Source organism: Flagellimonas olearia (assembly GCF_009184425.1).
In the GTDB taxonomy this organism is placed as follows: domain Bacteria; phylum Bacteroidota; class Bacteroidia; order Flavobacteriales; family Flavobacteriaceae; genus Flagellimonas; species Flagellimonas olearia.
The window spans coordinates 1,010,243-1,023,411 of record NZ_WELG01000002.1 but is presented as its reverse complement, the minus strand read 5'-3'; the positions used below and the strand labels follow the sequence as shown (position 1 = coordinate 1,023,411).

At 45.2% G+C, this 13,169-nt stretch carries 14 protein-coding genes; 7 read left to right on the top strand and 7 right to left on the bottom strand.

Annotated elements, in window-relative coordinates; all coding sequences use genetic code 11:
• Positions 1 to 7: 7 nt before the first annotated feature.
• On the bottom strand, positions 8 to 478 hold the full coding sequence (locus tag F8C76_RS13955; protein WP_116216946.1) for a CBS domain-containing protein: 471 nt from the start codon (positions 476 to 478) through the stop codon (positions 8 to 10).
• A gap of 122 nt (positions 479 to 600) precedes the next feature.
• Here F8C76_RS13955 and F8C76_RS13950 point away from each other — a divergent pair, with 122 nt between their 5' ends.
• The 3 genes from F8C76_RS13950 (at position 601) to F8C76_RS13940 (ending at position 4,451) form a co-directional block, all read left to right on the top strand.
• Positions 601 to 2,880, top strand: coding sequence for a M28 family peptidase (locus tag F8C76_RS13950; RefSeq protein WP_152132315.1), 2,280 nt, complete (start codon positions 601 to 603; stop codon positions 2,878 to 2,880).
• Positions 2,873 to 3,682: an NAD(P)H-binding protein gene (locus tag F8C76_RS13945; protein WP_152132314.1), complete on the top strand. Its 810-nt coding sequence runs from the start codon at positions 2,873 to 2,875 to the stop codon at positions 3,680 to 3,682. Before F8C76_RS13950 ends, F8C76_RS13945 begins: the two co-directional genes overlap by 8 nt.
• A gap of 73 nt (positions 3,683 to 3,755) precedes the next feature.
• Positions 3,756 to 4,451 carry a tetratricopeptide repeat protein gene (locus F8C76_RS13940; protein WP_152132313.1) on the top strand — a complete coding sequence of 232 codons (696 nt, stop codon included), beginning with the start codon at positions 3,756 to 3,758 and terminating at the stop codon, positions 4,449 to 4,451.
• Between the two features lie 4 nt (positions 4,452 to 4,455).
• Here F8C76_RS13940 and F8C76_RS13935 read toward each other — a convergent pair whose 3' ends face one another.
• A complete protein-coding gene (locus F8C76_RS13935) occupies positions 4,456 to 4,953 on the bottom strand; it encodes a nuclear transport factor 2 family protein (protein ID WP_152132312.1) in 498 nt (165 codons plus the stop codon).
• Positions 4,943 to 5,440, bottom strand: coding sequence for a hypothetical protein (locus F8C76_RS13930; RefSeq protein ID WP_152132311.1), 498 nt, complete (start codon positions 5,438 to 5,440; stop codon positions 4,943 to 4,945). Before F8C76_RS13930 ends, F8C76_RS13935 begins: the two co-directional genes overlap by 11 nt.
• A 64-nt stretch (positions 5,441 to 5,504) precedes the next feature.
• On the opposite strand from F8C76_RS13930, the gene F8C76_RS13925 reads away from it, so the two are divergent.
• The gene (locus F8C76_RS13925; protein WP_152132310.1) at positions 5,505 to 6,449 is read left to right on the top strand and encodes an NAD-dependent epimerase/dehydratase family protein; all 945 of its coding nucleotides are present in this window, start codon (positions 5,505 to 5,507) and stop codon (positions 6,447 to 6,449) included.
• A 2-nt stretch (positions 6,450 to 6,451) separates the two neighbouring features.
• Here F8C76_RS13925 and F8C76_RS13920 read toward each other — a convergent pair whose 3' ends face one another.
• From F8C76_RS13920 to F8C76_RS13910, 3 genes are all read right to left on the bottom strand, one after another.
• Positions 6,452 to 6,775, bottom strand: a complete 324-nt coding sequence (locus F8C76_RS13920) for a hypothetical protein (protein WP_152132309.1) — start codon at positions 6,773 to 6,775, stop codon at positions 6,452 to 6,454.
• 73 nt (positions 6,776 to 6,848) lie between these two features.
• Positions 6,849 to 7,277 (bottom strand): cyclic pyranopterin monophosphate synthase MoaC, encoded by a 429-nt coding sequence (moaC, locus tag F8C76_RS13915; RefSeq protein ID WP_152132308.1) that lies wholly within the window; start codon positions 7,275 to 7,277, stop codon positions 6,849 to 6,851.
• Positions 7,278 to 7,280: 3 nt separating this feature from the next.
• Entirely contained in the window at positions 7,281 to 7,721 is a 441-nt protein-coding gene (locus F8C76_RS13910; RefSeq protein WP_152132307.1) for a molybdenum cofactor biosynthesis protein MoaE, read from the bottom strand.
• 147 nt (positions 7,722 to 7,868) lie between these two features.
• Between F8C76_RS13910 and F8C76_RS13905 the strand changes: the two genes are divergently transcribed.
• The 3 genes from F8C76_RS13905 (at position 7,869) to F8C76_RS13895 (ending at position 12,480) form a co-directional block, all read left to right on the top strand.
• Positions 7,869 to 10,565 carry a glycoside hydrolase family 3 C-terminal domain-containing protein gene (locus tag F8C76_RS13905; RefSeq protein ID WP_152132306.1) on the top strand — a complete coding sequence of 899 codons (2,697 nt, stop codon included), beginning with the start codon at positions 7,869 to 7,871 and terminating at the stop codon, positions 10,563 to 10,565.
• 51 nt (positions 10,566 to 10,616) lie between these two features.
• Entirely contained in the window at positions 10,617 to 10,841 is a 225-nt protein-coding gene (locus F8C76_RS13900; protein WP_152132305.1) for a helix-turn-helix domain-containing protein, read from the top strand.
• Between the two features lie 88 nt (positions 10,842 to 10,929).
• Entirely contained in the window at positions 10,930 to 12,480 is a 1,551-nt protein-coding gene (locus F8C76_RS13895) for a sulfatase family protein (protein WP_152132304.1), read from the top strand.
• Positions 12,481 to 12,493: 13 nt separating this feature from the next.
• Here F8C76_RS13895 and F8C76_RS13890 read toward each other — a convergent pair whose 3' ends face one another.
• On the bottom strand, positions 12,494 to 13,150 hold the full coding sequence (locus tag F8C76_RS13890) for a response regulator (RefSeq protein ID WP_152132303.1): 657 nt from the start codon (positions 13,148 to 13,150) through the stop codon (positions 12,494 to 12,496).
• Between the last annotated feature and the right edge of the window lie 19 nt (positions 13,151 to 13,169).

Here is a 13,169-nt window from a genome sequence, read left to right as displayed (position 1 = left end):
ACGGATGTTATTTCCAATTCTGGGCATTGAGCTTTAGAGCGGCCACTACAATATCCTTTCGGCTGATTTGTCCAACGAGAATATCTTTTTTCATTACGGGCAATCTTCTCCGGTTATGACGGTCAAAGATTCCTGCAGCGTCAAAAATGCTCATGTCGTGGGGAATGGTTTCCACCTCTTTGGTCATGTACCGTTCCACACTTTTGTCCAAAATGGGTTGGTTAAAATAACGGCTCTCCGAAATCTGCTTCATGCAGTCCGCTTCAGAAATGATTCCCACTAAAAATCCGTTATTGTCCAAGACCGGTCCCCCAGAAATGTGGTATTTGGCAAAGGCTTCCATGACTTCCAGAATGGACTGTTCCGGGGAAAACGTAATCAACTTTTTCGTCATGTAGTCCTCCACCAATATGGGTGCATCGTATTTCTTCTTGGACTCCTCCTTAGATCGTATGCCTTGAAAACTCTTGATTGCCATAGGGTTGAAATTTAAGGTTGAATATTAAATATAGCTTTTTTTAGCGAATAACATAACTTTTTTAGTTCAAATGTGAGAACCTTTCATATTTTTCTATTTTTATGTCCTAACAATGCAAAACCATGAAGCTCTCCCGAACGCTTGCCCTTTTAGTCCTCTTATTTTCAGTGTATTGGTGCTACAAGGCTTTGATGCCCTCCTACCATCCCGATGCTGAGGCACCTTCACAGTCCTTTTCCACGGATAGGGCCTTGGTTCATGTCAAGAATCTATCCCTAGAGCCCCATGCGGTTGGGTTTCCCGGTCATATCCGAGCTAGAAACTATATCATTGCCGAACTCAAAAAAATGGGATTGGAAACCTCAACCCAGGAAGGGTATACCGCTGGCGATTGGGGAAATCTTAGCAAGGCCACCAATATTTTGGCCCGCATAAAAGGAACAACGAACGGAAAAGCACTTTTGCTCCTTTCCCATTACGACAGCAACCCACACTCCTCTTATGGGGCCAGTGACGCCGCTAGCGGTGTGGCCACCATTCTGGAAGGGGTACGAGCCTTTTTGGCCGAAAGCCAGACACCAAAAAACGATATCATCATCCTGATCACGGATGCGGAGGAACTGGGTCTTAACGGTGCCGATCTTTTTGTGAACAAACATCCTTGGGCAAAAGATGTGGGCTTGGTACTCAATTTTGAAGCACGTGGCAGTGGAGGTCCCAGCTATATGCTCATTGAGACCAATCGTGGCAATGGCACCCTGATCAAGGAATTTACCAAAGCCCATCCAAAATATCCTGTGGCCAACTCTTTGGCCTATAGCATCTATAAAATGTTGCCCAACGATACCGATTTGACCGTTTTCAGGGAAGATGGGGATATTGAAGGCTTCAATTTTGCATTCATTGATGACCATTTTGATTATCACACGGCGCTGGATACATATGAAAGGCTGGATAAAAAAACCTTGGCCCATCAAGGCAGTTACCTAATGCCTTTATTGAACCATTTCAGCCAAGCCGATTTGGGGAACCTCAAAAGTTTAAACGACTACATCTACTTTAACCTTCCCTTTTTTAATCTGGTTTCTTATCCCTTCGATTGGATCTGGCCCATGTTCGGACTGGCCTTGTTGGCATTTCTGATACTATTGGTATTGGGTTTTAAAAAGAAAAAGTTGCAGCCCAAAGCCATTTTAAAAGGGTTTGTTCCTCTTTTGTTCGCTTTGGTCGTCAATGGAGTGCTGGGGTATTTTTGTTGGAGGGTCATCACATGGTGGTATCCCGGTTTCAAGGATATGCTCCATGGCTTCACCTACAACGGGCACTTGTATATTCTAGTGTATGCCATGATGGCTTTGTCGGTTTGCTTCTGGATCTACCATAAATTCCGTAAAACCAGTACACCCAACCTTCTGGTCGCTCCCATTGTAATTTGGTTGATCATCTGTGGATTGGTTGCCCAATATTTGCCCGGGGCAAGCTTCTTTGTTGTGCCTTTATTTGGACTATTGGCCGCTTTTATGGTAACCCTCAACCAAGAAGAGCCCAATCCTTTTTTGTTGGTGTTCTTGGCCTTGCCTGCAATTTTTATCCATGCGCCCTTTATTAAAATGTTTCCTGTGGGTCTGGGATTGAAGATGATGGTGGCCGCAACGGTGTTCACAACCCTACTGTTTGTTCTGGTCTTACCATTTTTCGGTCAATTGAAGACCAAGGACCGTTTGGCCTACCTCTTCCTCTTCCTGTTCTTTGTTTTTGGCATATCATCCCATATCAACTCAAATTTCAATTCAAAAAGACCCAAACCCAGTAGCCTACTGTATGTTTATAATGCCGATACGGATGTTGCTTCTTGGGCCACATATGACAATAGGCTGATTGAATGGAATGGCCAGTTTTTGGGAAGTGAAAAGCGTAAACCCACGGCTAAGGAACATGAAACACTCGCCAGCAAATACCGTACAGAGCTTACCCACATTGCTGATGCTCCCAAAAAAAATATTGCACTTCCGCAGATTGATACCGTAAAGGACACCATTATTGGTGAAAACCGGGTGCTTGAAATTTGCATCACGCCAAAACGCGATGTCAACCGTTTGGATGTGTATACCAACTCCATACCCCTGACCAATGTCCAGGTAAATCGGATTCCGTTGACTTCCCATTTTTTGGAAAACCGGGGCAATCGATTGATCACACACTATATCACCAACAATGATTTTACCGAAATAGAGATGCAATTTCCAAAAGACTCGGTATTGGAGCTATCCTTTTACGAAGCTTCCAACGACCTGTTGACCCATCCCGATTTCAGTGTTCCAAAAAGACCTGAGACCAGCATCCCAATGCCCTTTGTGTTGAACGATGCCATATTGACCATCAAAACATTACGGTTTGACTGATAAGATAGGCGTTTTGGGTTGTGGTTGGTTGGGATTCCCCTTAGCCAAACGATTGGTGAAAAACTCCCATATTGTTCACGGTTCCACCACCTCAAAGGAGAAGCTCGCGCAACTTCAGGAAGAAGGGATACACCCGTTTCAGATTACCCTATCAGAAAAGGAGCTTCAGGGTGATGTTGCTGGATTTTTACGGGACATCGACATTTTGATCATTAACGTGCCTCCAAGGCTACGTGGCAAAAATGCAGAAAGCTTTGTAGAGAAAATGAAGTTGGTGCACACCGAAATCAAAAAAAGTGAGGTTTCAAAGCTTATTTTTATCAGCAGTACATCTGTATACGGAACTGTTGAAGGGAAAGTCACCGAACAGACGCCTTCACAACCCAATACGGAGTCGGGCAAACAGTTGTTGGTCTGTGAACAACGCTTTATGGGAGACCCCAACCTACAGACCACGGTCATACGATTTGGTGGTCTCATCGGACCCCATCGCCATCCGGTTACCATGCTTTCCAACAAACAGGATCTTTCTAATGGACACGACCCCGTTAATCTCATCCATCTGGAGGATTGCATCCACATGATAACCACCATCATCCAAAATCAGTACTGGGGGGAAATCTTTAATGGCGTATATCCGTTGCACCCGAAAAAAATGGATTACTATGTGAATGAAGCCAAGAAAAGAGGGATTACGCCTCCCAACTATCTTGATAATCCTCCAGAACATGAGGGTAAAGTAATCTTAAGCACCAATTTTTTGGACAAATCCCATAGGTTCACTACCTCTATCCTCACCTAATTTCCTTATGGCATTTTCTTAACAGCTTTGTTCAGATAATTTTTTTAGTTTTGGCGCACTAATTTGAAGATCAATGAAAAAGACTTTACCTCTATTGCTATTGTTCCTTGGCTTTGGTGCCATGGCCCAAACCAAGAACGAACTTTTGGAGCACTACCAGGCATATTACAACGAAATGCGCTTGCAGGGCGATGTTGTGGGCGTTATTGGAGCACTGACCCATTTGAACGTACTTGCCCCTTCCCAAGAAAGAAGGGACACCCTGTCTTTTATCTATATGAACAATGGGCAACACATGCAGGCCCTGAATACCATTGGAATAGAGAAGAACGATTCCGATTCTGACTTGGCCATTCAGGTAAAGGCAGTTTCACTAAAGGCCTTGAACCAACCCAAAAGAGCATTGGAACAGTTTGAAGCACTCTTCAAAAGAGACCCATCTCCTTATTTGGCCTATGAATTGGCCGATCTTAAGATACAAACAGGGGATACGGCCGGGGCAGGCACCAATATAGAATATGGGATTGCCAATGCCCAAGATGATATGAAATATGCTTTCTACGAAAGACAACAGCCTTATGAAGTTCCTTTAAAAGCCGCTTTTTATCATTTGAAGGGCCTATTGACCTTTAATTTGGACCAAAACAATATCGATGCGGCCATTGCCGCCATGGATGAGGCCTTGAAGCTTGAACCCAACTTCAATTTGGCCAGTTTGAGCAAGCAGGCCTTGGAGTCCCGAAAAGAAAAGCCCGAAGGTCAAGAGTAGACGATTATTGTTGCTTCCTTAGTTCAAGCAGCAACTGATCATCCTTTTTTTCCTTCATCTCGATCAATTCATCCACATTTTCATTGGGAACGGCAATTGAAAGTACATAATGGGCAATCTTCCATTGCCCATTTTCTTTTTTGAGAACCCCGGAACCCCGGCACAGTTTCATCTGGGTATCCAACAATTCATCAAACCAAGCAAAATCCTTGGTTGCGTTAAGGTAGATATTACGCTGTACCGCAGTAAAACTCCATGCTTTTCCGCGATCAAAATAAGGTTTGGAAAAGGCTTTGAACTCTTCGTTCTGCCAATTTTCGGTAGCATCCGTACCTATAAACACCGCATCTCGGGTCATTTTCCCAAAGTAGGCATCAAAATCAGCATTGGAAGCCGCCATGTGCCAGGCATCCAATACCTTTCCGATTTTTTCCTTTTCCGTGGTTTGGGCCGTTCCTGCCAACACCACAAAAAACAACAGATAACAAATTTTATTCTTCATCCAATATTAGATTTTTGTCCAACTGACTGTTCACAATGATATTCAATTGCTTTCGAAGGGCATTATAGGCTTCCATCATTTCAATGGTGGGCTCCGTGGTTTCCTGATTCTCCAAAATCTTGGATTTTACCTTGTACAAATAGGTTCTGAGCACTTGTTGTCTACTTTTCACCTGAAAGGCATTGAACAATTCGGGATAAGTTCCCCCTGCCATGAGCTTCTCCTTCTCGATAAGGTCGTCAATGGCCAAGCTGAGATCTTCATTGTTGGTTGCCCGGTACAATACATCTATGCTTGCGGTCAGTGCCTTAAATTCTTCCCATGATTCCACAATAGTGGTCGCCTCTGGGTTCAAGGTCAACTTGGTCGGCAGTTTTTGGTAGTTGAAAACAAGCACCTCACTTTCCGGCTCCTCTGTAACCGCTTCGGTTTTTTTACAGCTCCATAAGACCGTAAAAACCATGGACATCCATAACAATTTTCGCATAAGCGAATGTACAAATTTTAATAAAGGCTATCTTTACCCCTGAACGCAATTAACTTGAAATTAAATGCAAAAGCCCATTCTCATTCTAGGTGCTTGTGGACAAATTGGGACAGAACTTACCATAGAACTCAGGGACAAATATGGTAGGGAAAGTGTCATAGCCAGTGATATCCGGGAAGGTAACGATGGCCTGATGGCATCAGGTCCCTTTGAGCTTTTGGACGCCACAAACTATGAAGCTATTGAGGATGTTGTAATGCACTATGAGATAGATGAGGTGTATTTAATGGCCGCCATGTTGAGCGCCACGGCAGAGAAATTCCCCATGCGGGCCTGGAGCCTCAACATGGGTTCCCTGTTCAACATCTTGAACCTAGCTCGGGAAGGTAAGATTTCCAAGGTCTTCTGGCCTTCAAGCATTGCTGTTTTTGGGCCCAACACCCCAAAGGACGACACCCCGCAGAACACCATTATGGAACCCAGTACGGTTTACGGCATAAGCAAGCAATCCGGGGAACGTTGGTGCGAATATTATTTTAAAAAATTTGGGGTGGATGTGCGTAGCGTGCGCTATCCAGGATTGATCAGTTGGAAAACCATGCCCGGTGGTGGAACCACGGACTATGCCGTGGAAATATATCACGAAGCTCTTAAAAAAGGCACCTATCAAAGTTTTTTGGATAAAGAGACCCGACTTCCCATGATGTATATGGATGATGCCATTAGGGCCACTATTGGTTTAATGGAAAGTCCTGCTGAAAATCTCACCATACGATCTTCCTATAATTTGGGCAGTATGAGCTTCACGCCCAATGAAGTGGCCAAAAGCATCCAAAAACACATTCCGGATTTCACCATTAGCTATGCTCCTGATTTTAGGCAGCAAATAGCCGATTCATGGCCTAGCAGTATTGACGATACGGCAGCGCGAAAAGACTGGGGTTGGCAACCTAGGTTCAATTTGGACCAAACCACGGTTGAGATGTTGGAAAACCTAAAAAAGGGGTGAAATTATTCCTCTTCCTCGGAATCGGAAAAATCATCGTCATCATCTGGGAGTTTGTCCATTTCCCTACTATCCAAATCTGATGTATCATCATCGTCGTCATCCTCATCAAAATTGGCCATGGTATGCTCCAATTTGGAGCTTATCTTCACCAAATATTTGGTGTCGTCCGTGGACACCTCAACGGCTTCGATCAACTCACCTTTTAAATTCCGAAAATTGATCACATCGTTATCTCCATAGCCATCGGGGTATTTTTCCACCAAAAGTTTCAAGACTTCCGGAGTCAATTTCTTAAAATCGACAATTACGCGTTTGAGGTTGTTCATGGTGTTTGGCTTATCATCTAATCCATCTAAAATTAGAATAAAAGTGTTTGGTTGGGAAAAAAAGTTGAAAAAATCACAACTTATCAATATCTGACTTACCGCCGGTCTTTTTCAATAATTTTATGTGGTGGATTTCCACATTTTTGTCAATGGGCTTCAACATATCATACATGGTAAGGGCCACAACACTGGCCCCATGCATGGCCTCCACCTCTACCCCCGTCTTATAAAAGGTCTTTACGGTGATGATGATCTTGATCTCCAACCCCTCCATTTCATAATCAATACCGCAATACTCCACGGGGAGAGGATGGCAATCCGGAAGTAGGTCCGAAGTCTTTTTTACGCCCAGAAAGCCAGCGGCCTTGCTCATGGAGAGCACATCACCTTTGGGAACCGTTCCATTTTTAATGGCCTCGATAGTCGCCATATCCCCGACTTTAACCACTGCCTGCGCCACGGCAGTTCTATGGGTGGATTGTTTTTGAGTAATGTCTACCATGGGCTATGAATTGACTTTCCACTGATACGAATCATCCCCAAACAGCTCCTTTCCAAATACGGGGACATGGGCCTTGATTTCCTCGACCACATACTCCAACGCTTCAAACGCTACCCGCCTGTGAGGGGAGGACACAAACACAAAAAGGCAAATTTCACCTGTATTCACCTTTCCCTTGCTATGGTAAATGTGCATGCAGGTAATTTCAAACTTTGAAAAAGTACTCTCCCGGATTTCATGGAATTTTTGATTGGCCATATCCTCATAGGCCGAGTAATCAATGGCCGAAACGGTTTTGCCATCAATCTCATCGGCACGTACCTGTCCCAAAAAAATATCATGTGCCCCAATCTGGGTCTTGGATTGGTGTTTTGCTATGGATTGGGCAATAAACTCTGGGGAAATGGCCCCATCCACAAATACATTCTTGACTTTGGTCTCCATATATGCTGGAAGTTTTCACTAAGGTAAGGAAGAAATAAGAAAGGGCCATGGACAAACACTTTGGGTCCATTCCCGGAAAATACCATACATTTATGACCCAAGGGATGGTCCTTGACCCCTCTTTACAACTAAACCAAACCCTTTACAATGAAAACAATAGTGCTCCCCTGCAAAACCCTGTGCATGGCCGTGGTGGTTTTGACCGTTCTCCTCTTTTCTTGCCAAAAAGAAGACCAATTGGATTATAAAAATCCAGATTTGCCCATAGAGGAAAGGGTTGATGATCTATTGCCAAGAATGACCCTGGAAGAGAAATTCTGGCAGTTGTTCATGATTCCCGGGGACCTATCAGATGGTAAGGAACGCTACAAGCACGGCATCTTTGGGTTTCAGGTGGCCACCAAGGGAAAGTCGGGAAATGAGGCGGAGCAATTGTTGGATTATTCCGGCGGGGGAACCGCGGAACAGACCGCGGTTTTGATCAATGAAATCCAAAAATACTTTGTGGAAGAAACCCGATTGGGCATTCCCATCATTGCTTTTGATGAAGCCTTGCACGGTTTGGTTCGGGAAGGCGCTACGGCCTTTCCCCAGTCCATCGCTTTGGCAGCCACTTGGGACACCCTCCTCGTTGCCAATGTGGGCAAAGCCATTACCATGGAAACCAAGACCAGGGGGATTCGGCAAATCTTGTCCCCCGTGCTCAATATAGCCCGTGATGTACGTTGGGGAAGAACCGAGGAAACCTATGGCGAGGACCCTTTCCTGACCGCACAGATGGGGGTATCCTTTATTTCACAATTTGAAAAGGCCGATGTGCTCACCACCCCCAAGCATTTTGTGGCCAATGTGGGTGACGGCGGACGCGACAGTTACCCCATCCATTTTAATGAAAGACTCATGGAGGAAATATATTTTCCTGCTTTTAAGGCCAGTTTCCAAAAGGCCAATGCCTGGTCCGTGATGACTTCTTACAATTCTTTTGATGGAAGACAATGCACTGCCAACGACTGGTTGCTCAACCAAAAACTGAAAAAGGAATGGGGCTTTGATGGTTTTGTGATTTCCGATGCCGGTGCCACGGGCGGAGCCAATGTGCTTCACTTTACCGCAAAGGATTATGCGGAATCCACCCAACAGGCCATAGAAGATGGATTGGATGTGATTTTTCAGACCTCATACGACCACTATACCCTTTTTTACGAAGCTTTTGAAAAAGGAATGATCAATGAAGCTGCCATAGATGAGGCCGTGAGAAGGGTACTACGCGCCAAGTTTAAATTGGGACTGTTTGAAAACCCGTATGTAGACCCAGAAAAAGCGGATAAATGGAACGGCACAAAAGCAAATCGGGAGTTGGCCAAGAAAGCTTCCTTGGAATCCATGGTCCTGTTGAAAAATGACAACCAGACACTACCCCTATCCAAAACCGTCAAATCTGTGGCTGTGATAGGCATGGATGCCGAAGAAGCAAGACTGGGGGGCTACTCCGGTCCCGGAAACAAGCCCATGAGTATTTTGGAAGGCCTCAAGACCAAGTTGGGTGAAAACGTAGCAATCAACTATGCGGCTGGACCCGGAAGGGAATCCACCAATTATGTGACCATCCCCAGGGAACAATTGTACCATTACGAAAATGGGGAGCAAAAGGCAGGGTTACAGGCAGAATATTTCAACAACATTACCCTTGAGGGGGAACCCGCACTTACTCGGATTGACCCGGTGATTGATTTTAGATGGACCTTGTTTTCCCCAGATCAGGAGAAAATCAATTATGATTTCTATTCCGCGCGTTGGACCGGAAAACTTAAAGCCCCCGAGACAGGCACTTTTAAAATCGGCATCAAAGGAAACGATGGGTATCGTGTGTACATCAATGGCGAACTGGTGGTGGACAATTGGACCAAGCAAACTGTCAGGACCATTACCCAAGACTATCGCTTTGAAAAAGGAAAGGAATATGACCTCAAGGTTGAATTTTTTGAGACCGTAGGCAATGTGTGGTTCAAACTGTTGTGGGACGTGGGCGTTGAAAATGATTGGAAACAACAGATACAACAAGCCGTGGCCACTGCCCAAAAAAGCGACGTGGCCATTGTCACTGTGGGTATTGAGGAAGGAGAGTTCAGGGATAGGGCCTATCTATCCCTTCCCGGCCATCAGGAAGAATTGATCCAAAGCGTGGCCAAGACCGGAAAACCCATGGTGGTGGTTTTAGTGGGCGGAAGCGCCATAACTATGGACCGTTGGATTGATGATGTCCCCTCCATTCTAGACGTATGGTATCCCGGCGACGCTGGGGGCGATGCCATCGCCGATGTGCTTTTTGGCGACTACAACCCCGCTGGAAGACTGCCCATTACCTTTCCGGTACATGAAGCACAGCTGCCGCTGTATTATAACCATAAGCCCACTGGAAGGGGCGATGACTATATCAACCTGACCGGAAAACCACTTTTCCCCTTTGGATATGGTCTAAGCTATACCACCTTTGTCTATGAGGACATACAAATTGATGCCCCGAGCATTTCCAAGGACCAGACCACAACCGTCCGGTTTAAGGTCACCAATACAGGAGAGTTTGATGGTGATGAGGTGGTACAACTCTACCTCAGGGACATTTTGGCCTCCGTGGCCCGACCAATCTTGGAGTTGAAAGGGTTTCAGCGTGTCCATTTGAAAAAGGGGGAAACCAAGGAGCTGTCCTTTGAAATAACCCCAGAAATGTTAACCATGTTGAACGAAGGTATGGACCGCGTAGTGGAACCGGGCGATTTTAGAATAATGATCGGCAGTTCCTCCAATGACATTAGACTAAGGGCCATATTGACTGTGGAACCATAATATGATGAAGGAATTGGAATCCCTATATTGTTCCAAATATGGATTTGTAAAATGGAACAAAGCAAAGAGCAATTGCTTGTAGATCTGGCAAAAAGGGTCAAAGAGTTAAGAGGAATCAAAGGAGTTACTCAAGAAGAAGCCCTACATGATACAGGAATTCAATTTTCAAGAATTGAACAAGGCAAGCGGGACATTCAACTTTCAACCCTAAAAAAGCTCTGTCAGTATTTTGAAATATCCCTAGGTGATTTTTTCAATGCTTCTTTCGAGGATTGACACAATTCCGCAATTGTCCAAATGCTTCCTTAAAAATTGCGCTCTTTTCGTTAGATTGCAATTCCATCAACCCAACAAAACCACTATAATGCACATTGCCAGAACCCTTTTTTTTGCGCTGACCGTATTATTTTTTTCCTGTAAGACCGAAAAAAAAGAGCCTACGGAGCAGGAAGAACAAACATCCCTGCCCAATATCGTGATCATCTATGCCGATGATTTGGGCTATGGCGAATTGGGAGCGTATGGCGCCACCGAACTCCAAACACCTAATCTAGACCATTTGGCAAATAATGGGATGCGCTTTACGAACGGGTATGCCACTTCGGCCACCTGTACCCCCAGCCGATATGCCTTGTTGACCGGGTCCTATCCTTGGCGGAACAAAAGTGCCAAAATCTTGCCGGGCACCGCTCCCTTGATCATTGATACCGCCCAAACCACCCTTCCCAAGGTGTTTAAACAACAAGGTTACACCACGGGGATTGTTGGAAAATGGCATTTGGGACTTGGCAGCGGACATGTGGATTGGAACCAAACCATCAGTCCCGGGCCCAACGAGGTGGGCTTTGACCATAGCTATATCATGGCAGCTACCCAAGATCGGGTGCCCACGGTGTATATTGAAAATGGAAAGGTGGACAATCTTGACCCCAACGACCGCATACAGGTCGACTATCAAAACAACTTCCCGGGCGAACCCACGGGCAAGGACAACCCAGAGTTGTTGAAAATGAAATGGCACCACGGGCATGACAACAGCATTGTGAACGGCATTTCACGAATCGGTTTCATGAAAGGCGGAGAAGCTGCCAAATGGGTTGACGAGGATATGGCCGATACTTTTTTGGCCGAAGCCAAACGATTTGTAAAAGAGAAGAAAGACCAACCCTTTTTCCTCTATTATGCCCTTCAACAACCCCATGTGCCCAGAACCCCACATCCGCGTTTTGCAGGTTCTAGTGGCATGGGACCCCGAGGTGATGTGATCGTGGAGGCCGATTGGTGTGTGGGTGAGTTTGTAAAAACCTTGGAAGAAGAAGGGTTGCTGGAGAACACCTTGATCGTATTTTCAAGCGACAATGGCCCTGTGGTAAACGATGGATATTATGACGATTCCGTGGAGAAGCTGGGTGACCATAAACCCGCCGGTCCGCTACGTGGTGGAAAATACAGTTTGTTCGAAGCAGGTACCCGTGTGCCCTTCATCACCTATTGGAAAGGAAAGATCAGCCCGGGCACTTCGGATGCGATGGTAAGCCAGGTAGATCTTTTGGCTTCACTGGCTGCATTGGTGAACAGTGATGCCATGACCCAGGACAGTCAAGATTTGTTGGATGTGTTGTTGGGAAAAAGCACCAACGGTCGGGATGAACTCATTATAGAGGCCTCCACCCGAACTGCATTCCGTAAAGGAGATTGGGCCATGATCCCGCCTTATGACGGACCAGCAATCATCAAAACCGTGAACATTGAAATAGGGAATGACCCGGAATACCAATTGTACAACCTTAAAGAAGACTTGGGTCAGCAGCACAACTTGGCGAAAAGTCATCCCGAGAAATTGGCCGAGATGAAAGCGGCTTATGAGAAAATAATAGGCTCAAAATTAAAAACCGAAAAATTGGAACTTAAATAAATCCTGATTTGACTTAAATCAAACTTTGTCTTCTTGCCTTTTGTACCGCTTCGAGCTTGTTGTGGACCTGAAGCTTCTTATAAATATTCTCGATATGCTTTCGTACCGTACTGGGTGAGAGGTATAGGTTTTTGGCAATTACGGTATAGCTTAGCCCTTCTGCCAATTGTTCCAATACCTCCTGCTCCCGTGAACTGAGTTCAATTGCTTCTTCCTTCGCGGACAGTGACTCCTGCCGTTCGGGATATCGCAACAACTTTAATGTCTTTACGGCAATGGAAGGGCTCATGGCTGCCCCGCCTTCCATGGTCTCGGTGATGGCATTGTACAACTTATCGGCTTCTATTTCCTTCAACAAATAACCGTCTGCACCGGCCTGGATGGCATTGAAAATATTCTCATCATTGTCAAAAACCGTTAGCATGAGTACTTTGATATGGGGATATTTCTGTTTTACGATGCGAACGGTTTCAATTCCGTCCAAAACAGGCATTTCTATATCCATGAGCACCAAATCAAGGTTATGGCTCTTTTCCAGTTTGGCAAGTAGTTCACTACCGTTGAAGACCATGTACTTGATGTCCAATTCCTCAAAATCGACCAATTTTTCTTTAATGGCACGAGCCAAGAACGTATTGTCGTCTACTATGCCCAGTCTGATTTTGCTCATGGTCTACTATTTTAGTGTT

Bases quoted from the DNA above. Each gene is read 5' to 3' on its own strand.
- F8C76_RS13955 (WP_116216946.1), bottom strand. From the start codon at position 478: ATGGCAATCAAGAGTTTTCAAGGCATACGATCTAAGGAGGAGTCCAAG.
- F8C76_RS13950 (WP_152132315.1), top strand. From the start codon at position 601: ATGAAGCTCTCCCGAACGCTTGCCCTTTTAGTCCTCTTATTTTCAGTG.
- F8C76_RS13940 (WP_152132313.1), top strand. From the start codon at position 3,756: ATGAAAAAGACTTTACCTCTATTGCTATTGTTCCTTGGCTTTGGTGCC.
- F8C76_RS13935 (WP_152132312.1), bottom strand. From the start codon at position 4,953: ATGAAGAATAAAATTTGTTATCTGTTGTTTTTTGTGGTGTTGGCAGGA.
- F8C76_RS13930 (WP_152132311.1), bottom strand. From the start codon at position 5,440: ATGCGAAAATTGTTATGGATGTCCATGGTTTTTACGGTCTTATGGAGC.
- F8C76_RS13925 (WP_152132310.1), top strand. From the start codon at position 5,505: ATGCAAAAGCCCATTCTCATTCTAGGTGCTTGTGGACAAATTGGGACA.
- F8C76_RS13920 (WP_152132309.1), bottom strand. From the start codon at position 6,775: ATGAACAACCTCAAACGCGTAATTGTCGATTTTAAGAAATTGACTCCG.
- moaC (WP_152132308.1), bottom strand. From the start codon at position 7,277: ATGGTAGACATTACTCAAAAACAATCCACCCATAGAACTGCCGTGGCG.
- F8C76_RS13910 (WP_152132307.1), bottom strand. From the start codon at position 7,721: ATGGAGACCAAAGTCAAGAATGTATTTGTGGATGGGGCCATTTCCCCA.
- F8C76_RS13905 (WP_152132306.1), top strand. From the start codon at position 7,869: ATGAAAACAATAGTGCTCCCCTGCAAAACCCTGTGCATGGCCGTGGTG.
- F8C76_RS13900 (WP_152132305.1), top strand. From the start codon at position 10,617: ATGGAACAAAGCAAAGAGCAATTGCTTGTAGATCTGGCAAAAAGGGTC.
- F8C76_RS13895 (WP_152132304.1), top strand. From the start codon at position 10,930: ATGCACATTGCCAGAACCCTTTTTTTTGCGCTGACCGTATTATTTTTT.
- F8C76_RS13890 (WP_152132303.1), bottom strand. From the start codon at position 13,150: ATGAGCAAAATCAGACTGGGCATAGTAGACGACAATACGTTCTTGGCT.